General features: G+C 63.8%; 11 protein-coding genes. 3 read left to right on the forward strand and 8 right to left on the reverse strand.

Annotation, left to right across the window (positions count from 1 at the left end):
* Positions 1-8 precede the first annotated feature (8 nt).
* Complete coding sequence (locus AAF481_02010; protein ID MEM7479924.1) at positions 9-1,655, forward strand: hypothetical protein; 1,647 nt, start codon at positions 9-11, stop codon at positions 1,653-1,655.
* On the opposite strand, the gene AAF481_02015 is transcribed toward AAF481_02010, so the two are convergent.
* The 5 genes from AAF481_02015 to AAF481_02035 form a co-directional block, all read right to left on the reverse strand.
* Positions 1,652-2,452, reverse strand: coding sequence for a transposase (locus tag AAF481_02015; GenBank protein MEM7479925.1), 801 nt, complete (start codon positions 2,450-2,452; stop codon positions 1,652-1,654). The genes AAF481_02010 and AAF481_02015 overlap by 4 nt on opposite strands.
* Before the next feature lie 193 nt (positions 2,453-2,645).
* Positions 2,646-3,752, reverse strand: coding sequence for a DUF4388 domain-containing protein (locus AAF481_02020; protein ID MEM7479926.1), 1,107 nt, complete (start codon positions 3,750-3,752; stop codon positions 2,646-2,648).
* Positions 3,753-3,832: 80 nt separating this feature from the next.
* Positions 3,833-6,688, reverse strand: coding sequence for a DEAD/DEAH box helicase (locus AAF481_02025; GenBank protein ID MEM7479927.1), 2,856 nt, complete (start codon positions 6,686-6,688; stop codon positions 3,833-3,835).
* Between the two features lie 126 nt (positions 6,689-6,814).
* The gene (locus AAF481_02030; GenBank protein ID MEM7479928.1) at positions 6,815-8,755 is read right to left on the reverse strand and encodes a tetratricopeptide repeat protein; all 1,941 of its coding nucleotides are present in this window, start codon (positions 8,753-8,755) and stop codon (positions 6,815-6,817) included.
* Positions 8,756-8,825: 70 nt separating this feature from the next.
* Entirely contained in the window at positions 8,826-9,602 is a 777-nt protein-coding gene (locus AAF481_02035) for a DUF6503 family protein (protein MEM7479929.1), read from the reverse strand.
* A 162-nt stretch (positions 9,603-9,764) separates the two neighbouring features.
* On the opposite strand from AAF481_02035, the gene AAF481_02040 reads away from it, so the two are divergent.
* On the forward strand, positions 9,765-10,778 hold the full coding sequence (locus AAF481_02040; protein MEM7479930.1) for an NAD(P)-dependent alcohol dehydrogenase: 1,014 nt from the start codon (positions 9,765-9,767) through the stop codon (positions 10,776-10,778).
* A 57-nt stretch (positions 10,779-10,835) separates the two neighbouring features.
* On the opposite strand, the gene AAF481_02045 is transcribed toward AAF481_02040, so the two are convergent.
* Positions 10,836-11,504, reverse strand: a complete 669-nt coding sequence (locus AAF481_02045) for a hypothetical protein (GenBank protein MEM7479931.1) — start codon at positions 11,502-11,504, stop codon at positions 10,836-10,838.
* A gap of 173 nt (positions 11,505-11,677) precedes the next feature.
* Between AAF481_02045 and AAF481_02050 the strand changes: the two genes are divergently transcribed.
* On the forward strand, positions 11,678-13,546 hold the full coding sequence (locus AAF481_02050) for a winged helix-turn-helix domain-containing protein (protein MEM7479932.1): 1,869 nt from the start codon (positions 11,678-11,680) through the stop codon (positions 13,544-13,546).
* A gap of 98 nt (positions 13,547-13,644) precedes the next feature.
* Here the strand turns inward: AAF481_02050 and AAF481_02055 are convergent, their stop codons facing one another.
* Both AAF481_02055 and AAF481_02060 read right to left on the reverse strand, forming a co-directional pair.
* Positions 13,645-14,379 carry a tetratricopeptide repeat protein gene (locus AAF481_02055; protein ID MEM7479933.1) on the reverse strand — a complete coding sequence of 245 codons (735 nt, stop codon included), beginning with the start codon at positions 14,377-14,379 and terminating at the stop codon, positions 13,645-13,647.
* A 95-nt stretch (positions 14,380-14,474) separates the two neighbouring features.
* On the reverse strand, positions 14,475-15,383 hold the full coding sequence (locus AAF481_02060) for an alpha/beta fold hydrolase (GenBank protein MEM7479934.1): 909 nt from the start codon (positions 15,381-15,383) through the stop codon (positions 14,475-14,477).
* Between the last annotated feature and the right edge of the window lie 34 nt (positions 15,384-15,417).

Here is a 15,417-nt window from a genome sequence, read left to right on the forward strand (position 1 = left end):
AGGAATGGGTGAATGGCTGGCGGTGGTTCGCGCTCTTGCTGTGTGGAGCAGCGATTCTCTTCACCGTCGGCATCAACTGGGGTTTGCCCTCCTGGAACGGCTGGGCGGCGGATGAGCTGCATCCCCGGTCCTGGGAACGAGCGGTCACGCCGGAAACCCACGCCGGATGGCACGCCCGCTATCCTCCACTGCACTTCACGATTCTCAACACATTGGCGAAGCCCGTTCGCTGGGCAATGTCCGAAGAGGGGCCGATACCGAAGGATTCTTGGCATCAGAATCTCTGGCTGACGATGGCGGCGCGTGTTCTCAGTGTGCTGATGGCCCTGTCCACTCTGGTGGTTCTTTTCTTCATTGGCAACTACCTGGTCGCCGGCAGAATTCGGCCACCGACCACTACGGGTCTATTCGCCGCGCTGATCATGGCCCTGACCGCGCCCTACGTGTACTACGCCAAGATGGCGAACCTGGAGTCTCCCTACCTTTTGTGGTTCGCCTGCTCCTTGCTCTTCTACCTCCGGCTGCTCAATCGGCCGCGCTTGCGCGACGCGATCTTCTTCGGTCTAGCAGCGGCGGCGACGGTCGCCACCAAGGACCAGGCCTATGCGCTCTACGCGCTGGCCCCGATGCCCGTTCTGCTGTCGCTGGCCCGCCAACAAGACGCCAACTCCATCTTCAGTCGCCTCGCGAGGGCGACGGTGGATCGCCGGTTCATGGCCGCGGGCATTTCGGCCGCCTTCGGGTACGCCGTCTTCCAGAACCTGATCTTCAACTGGGTGCGGTTCTCACATCACGTAGATCTCCTTCTCGGTCCAATGAGCAGCCCATACCGGGAATACGGCCATGGAGTGACCGATCAGCTTCTATTGGCGAAGGCCTTCGTGCAGCAGACCGTTTTCGCTCTCAATCCTTTGCTTTTCATCATCTGCGTGATCGGCATCCTATGGACACTCCGGCGGGCTCGAAGGACCACCGAGCGCGGCACCACGAGGAGGTGCCAGGGACTTGGTGCTCGGCGTGAAGCTCGGCTTCTGGGAGGAGCCCTCGTCCTCGCTGTCTCGTACTACATCACGCTGATCGCGGTGATTGGATTCACTTTCGATCGCTATGTGCTGCCGGTCACCCTCATCCTCTCCCTCGCAGGTGCCAGGTGCTTTGCGCTATGGCTCGAAAGAAGTCAGCACCAGAAAGCGAGTCGCACCCTTTCTGCGGCATCGATGATTGTGGTCTTGGGAGTTTCTCTGCTCTACGCCGCCTCGGTGGACACCCGGATGGTCGCCGATGGCCGCTACGCGATCGAGGACTGGGTGTCTTCTCGGGCTCCGCGCGCAGAGGTGCTCGCCATCGGACGAACCAAGCACGTTCCACGGTTCCAACGCCTACCCTGGAGCAAGATCTACCGCACCGATGGCGGAATTCTCGACCGGGCACGCCCCCGGTTTGTCGCCATCAATATCACCGACCTGCGCGCCCCTAGAGAGCGGGCTTTCGTCGAGCGCATGGATCGAGGCGAGTTGGGATATGTGCGCGCTCTGACGCACCAGGGCCGCCCCCTCTTCAACCTCCTCTACTTTGGAGACCTCTACTTCGGAGATGTCGGAACAAGCCAACGGTTCGTCAATCCCGAGATCGCCGTTTGGGAGAGATTGCCCTAGCCAGGTCTAAGGAGAGCCGGAGGGAAGCAGCCGGCCGGAAACTCCACCCGATCGACCCCCTGTCTCAGGAGGGATACGGCTTCGCGGTAGGCACCCAAGAACTCCCGGTAAATAGCCAACCAGTGGATTCTTACTTCTTTGGTCGCACAATGAAACATCGGAGCAGGGGACTTCGCGCTTTCGACAGGACGATGATGAGGATGCCGCCGGCAGATCCGCCTTGCGCCCAAAGCCTTCTGCATTCCGGAATTCTTCCGAGCCTTTGCGGCTGCGTCTTCGACCCCTTCGACCAGATTCCGAATGCGATCGCAATAGACCTCTGGGGAGAGAGAACTCCAGCAGGGAAGGGGCGAGAACACGACTTCTTCCGCTTGCTCAGTCTCATTCGAAGAAGCAGATATACCCTGGCGCTGGGCACGATAACGGCGAGTGCGATCGACCCAAATTCCCTTGAGATTCCGCCCCTCTAGAAGTGCCCGGACACAGCTCACACCGGGCCAGTCGAGCGGGCTCTCGACGAGGTTCTCCTTGCAACCCTGGGCGAGAACGTAGCGCATGCGATCGACCTGCGCTTCTGTCTCCTCGCTGACCAGGGTGGCGCGGTAGCGCCTGCCCCAGAATCGATCCCGCCAGCCGTACAGGCGCCCAGCCTCCTTGGCCAAGTTGCTGTTGACCTCTCTCATGAAGGAGGCCAACTGTAAGGCTGTTTGAACAGAGATCAGTAGATGGTAATGGTTCGAGAGGATGACCGCCGCGTGAATGTCCACGGCATGGTTGCGTTGCGCGCGTCCGATCACTCCAGCAGCCAGACTATTGAGTCGCTTGCCGGGCCGCAGGAGAAACCGTCCTTGGATCGTCCTCGTGGTTACGAGGAATAGTCCGCCGTCGGGTGGTACGTATCGAATAGGTCTGGCCATAACTAGGGAGACGCCAAAGGAGAAAACCAACGCTCACTCGGCATCGAAGACCCTTCGACCAATGACCTGGCACCTATTCTTTTCGGGCCACCAATCGGCGCCACCACGGGGTCTCGCCGCCTGCGACTTCCAGCTCTGAGTCCAATCGATCGATCGGACACGGGAGGAGCGCGAGGTTGCCTTGGCTCAGGCGGACCTGCAGAAATTCGAGCTCCTCCCGAAGACGCTCAGGCTGCTTCGAAAGGGCGTCCCCGAGGGCTCTCTCGCCATCCAGGCGACGGCAGAACTCACGCAATGCTTCGGACACTCGGTTACTCTCTTCCTCAGAAAGATTCTTTGCCCATACAGGGACCATTTCTCGCAGAGCCGCTAACGGGATCGCTTGCTGGCGTTCGTCGAGAATCGCCCGTTCTTCTTCCGCTACTTGTTCAAGCATTAGATCGACCAGGCGAATTTCCTGCGAGGGCTGGTCCTCGAAGTCGGCGATGGCCGCGATATCCAAGGCCTCTCGCAGGCACAACCGATACGCTGCTTCCAGAAACCTAAAAAAAGAACCACGAACCACCGAATGAACCTGCCTGAGATCTTTGGCGCCGTCGGTGGCCGCGAGAATTTTTTTCTCCAAAGGTGTCAGAGCGCCATATGTGGCCTCTTGCCCTCGGTGAAGGACGATGTGGTCGTGAACGAATACCTTTCGGATTCGAGCCAACTCGTCGATCCAACGCGAACCTTCCATCACAACAGCGACCGTATCGATAGGGGTCGGTCTGATCTCTTCTTCCTCCGGAGAATCCGCTTCGAAGAAGAAAACACCCCGCTCCCACAAGAAAATATCGCAAACAGAATCGATGATCTGCTGCCGTAAGGTCGTTTCGATCTCCTCGGCAGTGAGGAGATCCAGCTCGACCAGTACGGCTCCGAGGCGGCGAGACCTGCGTTTGCATTCGTAGAGAGCCCGAAGAAAGGTCTTCTCGTCCAAAAAACCGTGGAGCAGAAGGTGCTGGCCGTAGTACTCCGCGGGATCGTCGGAAAGACAGCCGACTATGCGGCCCTCTTCAAAGTAGATTCTCTTCTCTACTTTGCTACGGCGCACAACCAGTGCACCAGTGCGGCGCTCATTGCCCGCCCACTGGAGGATGTTGCCAGGGGGAAAGGCGCTCAATCGACCCGAGAATTCCATGATGGGGGATTCTATGGCAGGCCTCGCGACCATTCACCTGGCACCTCTACAGGGGCCTCGCGACCATTCACCTGGCACCTTTACGGGGGGGAGAGGAGTTCGAGGAGTTCTTCGCGGCTGAAGACCTTGGAGAGGCGGGGGTCGTCTTCTTCGACAACGTCTTCGAGAAGTTGGCGCTTGCGGTCGATCATCGCCGCGATGCGCTCTTCCAGTGTCCCCTGGGTGACCAGCTTGAACACCTGGACGGCGCGCTTTTGGCCGATGCGATGCACCCGGTCGGTGGCTTGGTCTTCGCGGGCGGCGTTCCACCAGCGGTCGTAGTGGATGACGATCGACGCCCCCACCAAGTCGATGCCGGTACCGCCGGCCTTGAGGCTGGCGAGGAACACCCGGCAGTCGGGATCGTTGTTGAAGCGCTCGACAAGGGCACCGCGATTGCGGCTCTTGCCGATCAAGATCTCGTGCTCAGTGCCACCGGCGACCAGGTGGCGCCGCATCAGTTCGATCATCCCCAGGTACTGGCTGAAGACGACGACTTTGTGGCCACTGTCGAGGCACTCGGCGAGGATCTCTTTGAACAGGTTCCACTTTCCGGAGACGTGGTCCGACGCCCGGTCGAGGTCGCGCAGGGCGAGGGCCGGATGGTCGCAGATCTGCTTGAGCTGGTTGAGCAGCGCGAAGACGTGGAGGTACGGCACCGGCCCGTCGCCGGAGCGCAGGACCTTCGCCAGCGCGGCGCCGCGGGTAGCCACGACGTCACGGTAGAGCGTTTCCTGGGCTCTCGCCAGGGAGCAGAATCGCAGATCTTCGAACTTCTCCGGCAACTCATCGAGTACCGAGGACTTGAGGCGCCGCAGGACGAAGGGCGCCAGGCTGCGACGCAGTTCATCGAGCAGCGCCCGCGGCGGCCGATCGCCGCCGTAGCGCTCGGCGAATTCAGCGTCGGTCCCCAGGTAGCCCGGCAGCACGACGTCCATCAGGGTCTTGAGTTCTTGCAGGGCGTTCTCGACGGGCGTGCCGGTGAGCCCTAAGAAGGACTCCGCCTTGAGCGTCCGGGCCGCCTTGAAGGCCTGGGTTTGGCGGTTTTTGAGGTGTTGGATCTCGTCGAAGAAGATCACCCGGAAGGCGACCTTGGCGAGGGCCTTGGCGTCCCGCAGCATGACGCCGTAGGAAGTCAGGATCACGGCCCGCGGTCCCACCGATAGGGAGGTTTCAAGATCGCGATCCGGGCCGTGGTGCACCTCTACCTTGAGGCCCGGCGCGTGCTCACGAATCTTGTTCTCCCAATGCGGCACCACGCTGGTCGGACAGACCACCAGGAAGGGACCCTCGCCGCCTTCTCCCTGTTCGAGGAGCGAAACCATCAACGCCATGGCCTGGTGGGTTTTGCCCAAGCCCATGTCATCGCACAGCAAACCGCCAAGGCGGTTTTCGACCAGAAAGCGCAGCCAGTCGACCCCGTGGCGCTGGTACGGACGCAGTTCCGAGCGAAGTCCCGGCGTGGCGCGCCAGGGTTCCGACGGCCGCAGGTCGATGATGCGATCGAGCCATTCCCGGCCGGCCTCTTCGCCGGCCAACCGCACCCCTTCGCCAAGGGCACCCTTGAGCCGTAGGAGATGACCGGCGGACATCTCGCCGGTGGCACCGCCCAACGCCGTCAAGGAACGGATGGCCGGGGAGTTCAAGTCCACCCAGCCGCTCTCCGTTTCGAGGAACGGCAGACCGGCCTTCTTCGCCTGGGCGATCTCCGTCAACGGGATCTCGTCGTCCCCAAAGCCGCAGTACACGGTCACCTCGTCCCAGCGCTCGCCCTCGCCCACAAGGACCCGCAGATCGTCGACCTCCTTGAAGACGTTGAGGTGCTGGAGCGGCTGGTCGAGCACCAGGGTGCCCTCCGCTAGCGCGTCGCGGTTCTCGTCCAGAAAGGTGGCGATCTGCCCGCGTTCCAGGCGCAGGCGGGTCAGCGGTTGGTCCGCCGCACCGCCGTCAATCCGCACCAGCACACCGAGTTCCCACAGGTACGCCAGGTCTCCGTAGCGGAAACGCTCCCGGATTTCGAAGAAGCGCTCGACCCCGTGCTCGTCGAGGGCGCGGAGCACCGGCCGCACCTCCACCTCGAGGTCCGAGTCCCCCATCACTTTGCGCAGCGCCTGGAGCGGGATCGGCCGCACTTTGAGGTCGTCCTGGGCCGGGTAGGCGGTCGCCAACAGCCGCAGCATCTGGTCCACCCGCGGTCGCGGCACGCTGATCTCCAACACCGCGCGGCCTTCCGGGTCGCGGTAGGTCACCACGAAGGTGCCCTCTTCCTTGTCCACCGCCGGATGGAAGGTGCCGCCGTCGCCGAACTCCCGCACGCAGTGATACGCCACCCGGTACCAGATGCTGCGCTGCCAGGACTCGCGGTTCGAAGGCATGCCCGCCTGACGCAGGCGGTACTCCGAAGTGTTGAGCTGGAAGAGGGCCAACCGCTCCAGGAGTTCGGCCCGATCAACCGTCGAGCCATCACCCACCGGGGCCTTGCCAGTGCGCTCCAGGAAGCGCAGGCGCGCCGGCGAGGCGTCCACGTAGCGCAGCAGTTCGCGCCCGTCGGGCATGGTCACCCGCACCGCCCCACCGACGGACGCCACCCGCACCACGTCGCAAGCCGGTGGCCGCGCCTCGTGCAGCAGCCCGGCCAGGCGATGCCATACGGTGCTCTCGAAGAACTCCTGGAAGCTACGTCCAGACCACCGCTTGCGCGCCGACGCCACGCCCTTCGCCAGGGCGAGCAAGTGACGGCAGGTCTTGCGATTGCTCTCGCGGCAGGTACATGAGCGCAGGGGGCGCGACAGGTTGGCGACCTTGCCGACGTAGATCGCCGTATGGCCGTCGCCTCCGGGCATCGAAAGCAGGCCGATTCCGGTTCCCAGAAATTCGAAATTGATCAGATCGGACATGGTAGGCGTCTGCGAAGGAAGCGACCGTAAAGGAAACGAGCATCGTACCGCGAGATCGCTCCAGCGGAAGGGTATTCGACAGAAAAACTTCAGCAGGCGATGGGCAGTCGACGCCGGGTGACCTGGCTAGGGGCGATAGCGACGTTGAAGATCGCGCAGGCGCTCCTCCATCGCCTGGCGCAGGGGCCCGTCGCGGGTGGCCGAAACGGCCCGGTCGAAGGCCGCCAAGCCGGCCTCCGCGTCGCCGACGGCGAAGGCTTCCTCGGCGGCGAGGAGTTCACGGGCGCGCTGGATATCCTGGCGGGCTCCGTCGACCTGCTCTCCCTCGCCGAAGCGGGCGAGCATCCCCTCCACCCAACGCTCGGCCTCGTCCGGTCGCCGGTCCGCCAGCAGAACCCGCACCAAATCGACCACCAGGTCCATTCGATAGGGCAGCGCGGCGATCGCCCGCTCCAGGTGGCGTGCACCGCTCTTCGGATCCCCGCCGGGGCGACCGTGGACGCGCCCCAGAAAGGCTCGGGCCTCGGCGAAGCCGGGATCAAGAACCAGGGCCTCGGCGAAGGCGGCTCGGGCGGCGTTCCAATCGCCTACGGCAGAACGGTTGCGGCCCCACCGCAGCCAGGTCGCGGCCCGTCTCGGCTGCAAAGCCAGGGCCTTGCGGTGGAGGACCTCGGCTTCTTGATGACTGCCGACGAGATCCTGCAACCAGGCGAGACCGGACCACCCCTCGGCCAGGTCCGACCCGGCCGACAGGGCAAGCTCGAAGTGTTCCGCCGCCTCTTCCCGCCGATTGGAAAGGGCGAGCAGATCACCCAGGTGGGTCGCGATCTCCGCCCGAGGCAATGGCCTCGCCTCAACCGCCGAGGGTGCCGGCAGTTGTTCGACGGGAACCGACAGCGTCGCGAACCGTCCGGCGAGCAAATACGACTCGAGTTCCTCTTCGAGGCGGTCGAGGGAGCGACCCATCGCCGCCGGTAGAGCCCGTTCCGGATCTTCGCCATCGAGCAATCGGACGAGAAAGTCCCCCAGGCGGCCAGTGTCCTCTGGGCTGGACAGCAGATAGTGGACCAACGCCCAGGAGACAGCATAGAAACGGCCCACTCGACTGGAGCGGCCGCCGTGCAAGTCCCGCTCTGCTACCACCTCTCGCAGAGCCAGATTGCGGTCTCGCTGCAGCCAATCGAGATGACGCTCGACCGGCAGGCCGATGCGAGCGACCGTCGCCGGGGCCTCCGAAGGATCGATCCGATTCCGCCCTTCGACCATTCCCCTGGCACCTACCGAATTCGGCCCTTCGGCCCTTCCCCTGGCACCCCCAGCCACTGGCTCTTCCACCCCCCTGGCACCCCCAGCCACTGGCTCTTCCACCCCCCTGGCACCTGCCGAGTTCGGCCATTCCGCCATTCCCCTGGCACCTGCCGCCGTGGCAGCACCTGCCGAGTTCGGCCATTCCGCCATTCCTTCCGCCATTCCCCTGGCACCTGCCGCCCTGGCACCTGCCGCCGTGAGCGGGCCCTCGATGCGAAAGGCTCCGTAGTACTCGGCCAATCCCTCGTCCAGCCAGCGCGGTACCGCCGGAAAGTTGTGGGCGATCAGGTCGTGAACCGACTCGTGGTAGGCGACGGCGAGACCATCTCTTCCACCGCTCCCATCGGCCGCCGCGTTCAAGGTGATGAAGGCGTCCTCGCGGCTGCGCACGAACTGGCCGAGAATGCGCACGCCACCCCGGTCGCGACCGTTCTTGTAAGACGCGTAGGCGGCCGCGTCGCGGAAGGCGATGATGCGCAGCGGCACCGGCGAACGCTGCTCGATCTCCGGTGCCAGGCGAGTGAACACGGCACGGAAGTAGCCCAAGCGCAGAAGGATCTCGGCGCCGCGTTCCGGCGAAGCATTGGTGAAGAGTTCCTGGTCACCGGAGCGTACCTGCCACCAGCCCTCTAGGGGATCGATCGGCTCGCCGGCATGGGAGGCGACTCCGCGGCGTGGCTCCGCCGAAGCGGACACGAGTCCCAGCAGAACCGCTCCCGCCACCACCAGGGATCGCATCCCCAGGCGGCGATGGCGCATCGAGTAAGCACTACCCCTCACTACAGGACCTCGGCCCGGAAGTCAGCGCAGGACGGCAAACCGAGTCGGCTCAAGGCTTCAGCGGACGGACGGAGATGTTCTTCAAGGTCACCGTGGAGACCAGTTCCATTCCGTCGGCGATCTCGGGGTCGATGTCACCGGTGGTGATCTGCGGGTTCTCTACCCCGTAGTTCTTCTGGTCGAAGAACGTCACGCCCTCCACCTGCCGGTAGTTGAACGCCGGACGAAAACGTAGCCCACCCTTGGAGCCGAAGCTGTAGGCGAACTGTTCGACGCGGGCGGTTTCCGGATCGAACCAGTAGATGTAGGTGTCGGCGGCGGCGGTGCTGGATCCGGTGTCAAAGGTCGCCTCGACCTTGTGCAGCGACCGGCCCTGCCAATCGACCAGACCGAGATCCCGCAGATTGACCGAGGAATCCTCCAACCGCTTTGGCAGGAAGGCGAAGTACACCCGGGCGCTCACCCAATCGCGATATCGCTGCTCGTCGTCGGCGGCAATCGGTACCTCTTCGCCGTCCTCCCACAGGGTGACCGAGTCGTTGGTGGCCTCCACCCGCCGCTCGACCTCTCCGACCTCGCCGCTCGCCACGTGGCGGTAGCGCTCGCCGTCGGTCTCGACTTCGAGAGCCGTACAGCCGGAGCGCGAACAGATTTCGAGCTCCACCACCGAGTGTTCCAGGATGTCGCCACCGTGCAGGGCGATGGATTTCTCGACGATCGGCAGAGTGTCCGCGGCGGCCGGCACGGCCGCCAGGACGAGCAGCCCCAAGATCAAAACGGCGGCGGCCAAAAGAGATCGGGGGCGGAAGCGAGCAACGGGTTTCATGGGCAAAGTCCTATTCATCGGTCAGGTGGGGTAGATTCGTTCCGGCTGGCGCAACGGTAAGCGCCAGTGTTGTAAACAGCGTGGCGCCGGAGAAAATCCCTCCGCCGGCACGAGGCCAGAACGCGAGCACATTCGCAGAGCGCTGCTCGAAGGGATCGCTCCATGAAACGGTACGAAGTCACAGAGGCCTTCGGTCTCGAAAACCTGACTCCCGGTGAGGGTCCGAGACCTGAGCCCGGTCCCGGTGAGATTCGCATCGCCCTCTCCGCCGTATCCCTCAACTACCGGGACCTGCTGATGGTTACCGGCCAGTACAACCCGCGGCAACCGCTGCCTCTGGTGCCGTGCTCCGACGGGGTGGGCACCGTCGAGGCGGTGGGACCGGGGGTGACGCGATTCGTGCCGGGAGACCGGGTGTGCCCGTTGTTCTCCCAACGCTGGATCGCCGGCGAGCCGACCCCGGAGCGCCTGCGCTCCACCCTCGGCGGCCCCCTGGACGGCACCCTCCGCAGCCACATGACCCTGCCGGCGGAAGGCGCGGTGGCGGCGCCGGAGCACCTGAGCGATGCGGAAGCCGCCTGCCTACCCTGCGCCGCCCTCACCGCCTGGAGCGCCCTCGTCACCCTTGGTGATCTGACCGCCGGCGACACGCTGCTGGTTCTCGGTACCGGCGGTGTCTCGATTTCCGCGCTGCAGCTCGGAGTCGCCCTCGGAGCACGGGTGATCGTCACCTCGTCGAGCGACGCCAAGCTCGAGCGGGCGCGGGACCTCGGTGCCTGGCAAACCCTCAACTATCGACGGGACGAGGCATGGGGCAAGACCGTGCGCCAGCTCACCGGCGGCCGCGGCGTGGACCAGGTGCTCGAAGTCGGCGGCGCCGGCACCCTGGAGCAGAGCCTCAAGGCAGTGCGCCCGGGCGGCACCGTCAGCGTGATCGGCGTGCTGGCGGGGGTGAAGGCACCGCTGTCGGTCCTTCCCGTCCTGATGCAGCAGGTGCGTTTGCAGGGAGTGCTGGTCGGTCATCGAGACGGTTTCGAAGCGATGAACCGCGCCCTGGCGGCAAACTCGCTGCACCCGGTGGTCGATCGCGTGTTCCCCTTCGACGAGGCGCGGGCGGCCTTCGACCACCTGGCCTCCGCCCGGCACTTCGGCAAGGTGGTCATCGAGACGACCTGACGGCGTGGGGACCCGGCTCATCACCGCCAGGACGTCACCTCGCTCTTCAGCGGAAGGCTACTCGGCGGAGAATCCGTCGGCCAGCATGCGGTCGACCCAATCGATCCATGGCTGAACCCATTCGCCGTTGAAGTGAGTGGTTTCACCGAGAGGAAGATCCGAAGCCTCGAACCGCTCCCTTGCCTTCTCGAGGAGAGCCTTGCCGGCCATCAAATGTGGTCGGCTCTCTTCCTTCTGGCCGACCTTGATCAGTTCCGTCGCAGCCATGACCATCACGGTTGGACTATCAACCGCCACCTCGAAGGCTTTTGCGAGCTCAGCGGTGGCTGCCTCCTGGATCTTCTCCGCCTCCTCTTTGTTCTTCGCTTGTCCGCTCGAGAAGGAGTACACGAGGCTCTGTAGGGAAAACAGGTCTCCCATCGGGGCCTCATCTGAGCGCCGAGCCTTCTCCATAGCTCTCGTCAGGTGATCCTGAGCGCGTGCCAGACGCTTCGCTCGATCCTCCGGGTGGCGCATGACCACCTGCGTGAGGATGTAGGCCGACCAAAAATCGGGCAGCCAGCCATCATTCTTGAGCTTGGAGAGACTCTCCACGATGGAGAGCTCGAGTTCACTGTCGGGAGCCCCCGACTGGTGACGGGCAACGGCTTCCGCCAGGCCTTCGGTGGCGGCGAAACAAGGAAGGGCAATCAGCATGGTGGCGGCGACGGCGATCGTTTTGAACACGTGGGTGTCTCCTCGGGAATTCCCATCAACCGTTATAGTGGTTGGAATCGTGGATGGTTCGTAGCAGCGCACGCAGTCATCGTAAGCCGCCTTTCGGACTTTCCCTTCATGAGTTCACATGAGCCGCACGATGATCGAATAAACCCCTTCTCATCAATATCTTGCCTTCCTCCATGAGCCCATCCAAAACGGTGAGATTCGGTCTCTTCGAGTTCGATATCGAAAGTGGGGAACTGCGTCGTGATGGCCACAGGGTCAGGCTGCAGCCACAGCCCGCCAAGCTGTTGGCCATCCTCCTAGAGTCGGCGGGCACTGTCGTCTCGCGAGATGAACTACAGAAGCGTCTGTGGGGTACGGCCCATGTCCAGTCGGACCTGGGAATCAACTTCTGCATCCGACAGATTCGCGAAGCCTTGGCGGAGAGCGCCGAGAGCCCAAGCTATGTAGAAACGATTCGAGGAGAAGGGTACCGGTTTATCGCCCCGGTAAGCCACCGGTCCGAGCCAGAGCCCAAATTCCGGACCAGGCTTCTGGTAGGTGTCACGGCGGCCCTGACTCTCTTTGCCCTCGGCTGGTATTGGAGTGCAGGTCCTCGCCAAATCGAAGAGAACGGCGGAATCGAACCTGCGAAGCGGATTGCCGTCCTTCCGTTCGAACACCTGACCGAGGAGCCCGACATGGAGGTCCTCGCTCTGGGTCTCAGTGAAGAGCTGACCTACCAGCTTGGAGCCCTCCAAATGGAACACCTGGCGGTCATCGCTCGGAGCTCTGCCGACCGCTACGACCCAGGCCGCGAAACGCCACTGGTGATCGGCCGCAAGCTGAGGGCGGACCTTCTGCTCACGGGCACCGTTCGGAGAGTCGGCAATGACCTGCGAATCACCGCTCAGTTGGTACGCACAGCGGATCAAACCTTGGCCTGGGGCGGAACTTTCGACGGCGACTTGGCCAGTCTCCTCGAGATTCAAGGCAAGATTCGTCACGGGGTCATGACGGCCCTTTCAGGCATTGTGCCCGCCCCACGACCGCGTTCCAGCCCAATCCTCACTCCAGAGGCCTATGCACTTCAGCTCAAAGGGCGGTACCACTTGCGCAAGCAGAATGCCGAGGGCCTTGCCAAGGCCGTCGCCCATTTTGAACAACTGATCGAAAGCGAGCCGGACTTCGCTGAAGCCTACGTCGACCTGGCCCGTGCCGTGATGTCGTGCCCCAACAGATCCTTTGGTGGATCCGAGCGCGTGAGCGTGCTGCTCGAGAAGGCCATTTCCCTCGATCCCCAATCGGCGACAGCCAACTTGCAGCTCGGCAATTTCCGTTTCTTCTCCGAATGGGATTGGAAGGGAGCGAAGGATGCCTTTGAAAAGGCCATCGCCCTGAACGGCAATCTGGCAGAGGCCCACAAGGGGTTAGCGCTTTTCTACTCGAGCCAAGGACAACACACACTGGCGCTCGACAGCGTAGATCGCGCCCTGCTCCTCGATCCGATCTCGGTCAACTTGCAGGCTGATCTTGGCTGGTTCCTCTATCGCGCCCGGCGCTACTCGGACGCTCGACAGCATTGTCTCGAGACGTTGGATCTGGAACCCGATGACTGGAATGCACGGTCTTGCCTTCTTTCCGTCGCCCTAACCGAGAACGATAGTGCTGAAGCCTGGGTCCAAATTAAGGCACTGCTCAAGCGAGCGGAGAGTCCGCCAGCAGATCTCGCGGAGCTAGACGCTCTTGCCGCCGTCGACGCCCAAGGGGCGGTCGCGACGTATCGCGCCCGACGCCTTGCCCGCCTGGAGGAGAGTGCCGACGCCACCTACGCCATTTCCCTGGCCCAGGCCCATGCTGAAGTCGGAAATACCGACCGGGCTATCTTTTGGCTCGAGGCGGCTTACTCCCAGCGCTCCGGCTTCATGCCCTTCCTGGCCATCGATCCAGCACTCGACTCGGTCAGGGCAGATGCCCGATTCCAGTCGCTTCTCGAGCGCCTCGAGCTGCCACGGCACGGGTCCCTGGATTCTGAACAACTCGCATCGAATCGGTCCGTTAGCTGACCGGCCCGCAGCAAGGCCTGAGCGCCGATCGGGGCCGGACAACTGCCCTGCGCAACCCGCTCCAAGCCATCCGAAGCAGCCTCCAAACCGCCATAGCCCTACGGTCCAGAGATCTCGGAAGGGGTCGTTTCCAACAATGCAAGGTTCTGGCGAGCAGCGAGCAAGTCAGGGTTGAGAACCAATGCCCGACGATAGGCACCCGCCGCCGCGCCGCGGTTGCCGGACCGGCGCAGGGCAACCCCGAGATTCAGCCACGCTTGCTCGAACTCCGGATCGAGGGCCACCGCCGCGCCGAGATGCCGCACCGCGCCCTCGACGTCCCTCGCCAGCAGCCTCTCCGCCCCCAGGTTCAATTCGAATATCGCCCCCGCCGTTGCATCCGACACGGGTGCCAGGGGAAGGGTCGGAGTCACCGCCTCACCGGATGCGACCGCCTCCTCACCGGGTGCCAGGGGAACGGTCGAGATGGAAGTCGTGCCGACGAAATCTCCCACTGTTGGGGACTCTAGGGGACCTACCGCCGCCGCCAGGTGGCCGTTGACCACCCTCAGATCGCCTCGCTTCTCGACCAGAGGAGGCGCGCGCAGCAGAACGAAGTAGGCGGGAATCTTGAGCCGCCGCGCCAGGCCGACGACCAGATGGGCCATGCTCACGCAGTTGGCCCGCCGGTCCGCGAAGGCAACGGGCGCAGCCTCCGTCGGCCCCTCGACCTCGCGCATGCCGTGGTCGAGCAAAGCCTCGATCAGCGCCGTGAATCTCGCTTCGTCGGTTGCGCGCTTCGGAACCGACCGTCGCGCCCACTGGACCATCTCGCGAGTCACGGCGTTGGACAAACTCGTTCCCTCGGGGCTCGTCCGGGCAGCGGGTAATGCAAGAGAAAAGCCCGGCGGAAGGCAAAGCGAGATGGCGAGCGCGAAAGACAGTGCTTTCACGACACTCGCTCCAACGGTGCACCGACCGCCGCAGTGCCCAAACCGAGGAACTGGCTCACCGCCGCCTTCAACTCCGGCGCCCGCAGAATCCGGCGATGCCCACGGCCGCGGGTAGCGACCATCCGGGCACCAGGCCAGTGGGCGGCTAGCTGGCGACCGTGGCTGATGAGCACTTCCCGATCGTCGTGGTCATGGATCACCAACAAAGGCTGAGTCTTGTCCACCATCAGATCGAGACCGTGAATGTCGCGCCAACGCACGCCGATGCGATCCTCCACTCGCAGGCGCATCCGTTCAGAGACCTGCTCCGTTAGACCGATCATCGCCCCAAACTGGCGCGCCCAGGGCGCCAACTCCGACGGCGGAGAGATGTAGACCAGGCGGTCCGGTTCGAGTCCCATCTGCAAAGAGTACGACGAACCCGCGCAGCCGGCCGAGTGGGCGACCAGGGCGAAAGGCCTGCCTGCGACTCCGACCACCGCGTGGATGGCCTCGGCAAACGCCACCAGGGAAGAACTCTTTCCGGGCGATTCGCCATGACCCGGATGATCGAAGGTCACGGCGCGGAAGCCCTCCCGAGCCAACCACCGCCCGAGATCTCCGAACTGACCACCACGCCCCTCCCAACCGTGGACCAGCAGGACCAGCGGTCCCTCGCCCCATGCCCAACAGGCCAACTCACCTGCGCCGAAGGGCACCGAGAATCGGTCCGCCTCAGCCAGCCACCGAGACTCCCGGGACGGCGGAGGAAAACGCCGCGGTCGAAGGAACCGTCGCTCCGCCCACCGCGACATCGTCGCCGGGGCGATCCGACAGGCCCCGCCGAGCACCAGGCGCAGGGCGCGAAGCGGCAAACCGACACGGATTTCCGCGCTGTCTTCGACGTAGATCATGGTCTTGGTCATCGGAATCTCCTCATCTGGATTGGTGTCGCACCGT

Source organism: Acidobacteriota bacterium (assembly GCA_039030395.1).
Classification (GTDB): domain Bacteria; phylum Acidobacteriota; class Thermoanaerobaculia; order Multivoradales; family JBCCEF01; genus JBCCEF01.

What these genes read in the sequence shown, in the direction of transcription:
- AAF481_02030 (MEM7479928.1), bottom strand. Translation starts at nt 8,755, where the DNA reads ATGCGCCATCGCCGCCTGGGGATGCGATCCCTGGTGGTGGCGGGAGCG.
- AAF481_02050 (MEM7479932.1), top strand. Translation starts at nt 11,678, where the DNA reads ATGAGCCCATCCAAAACGGTGAGATTCGGTCTCTTCGAGTTCGATATC.
- AAF481_02060 (MEM7479934.1), bottom strand. Translation starts at nt 15,383, where the DNA reads ATGACCAAGACCATGATCTACGTCGAAGACAGCGCGGAAATCCGTGTC.
- AAF481_02035 (MEM7479929.1), bottom strand. Translation starts at nt 9,602, where the DNA reads ATGAAACCCGTTGCTCGCTTCCGCCCCCGATCTCTTTTGGCCGCCGCC.
- AAF481_02025 (MEM7479927.1), bottom strand. Translation starts at nt 6,688, where the DNA reads ATGTCCGATCTGATCAATTTCGAATTTCTGGGAACCGGAATCGGCCTG.
- AAF481_02040 (MEM7479930.1), top strand. Translation starts at nt 9,765, where the DNA reads ATGAAACGGTACGAAGTCACAGAGGCCTTCGGTCTCGAAAACCTGACT.
- AAF481_02020 (MEM7479926.1), bottom strand. Translation starts at nt 3,752, where the DNA reads ATGGAATTCTCGGGTCGATTGAGCGCCTTTCCCCCTGGCAACATCCTC.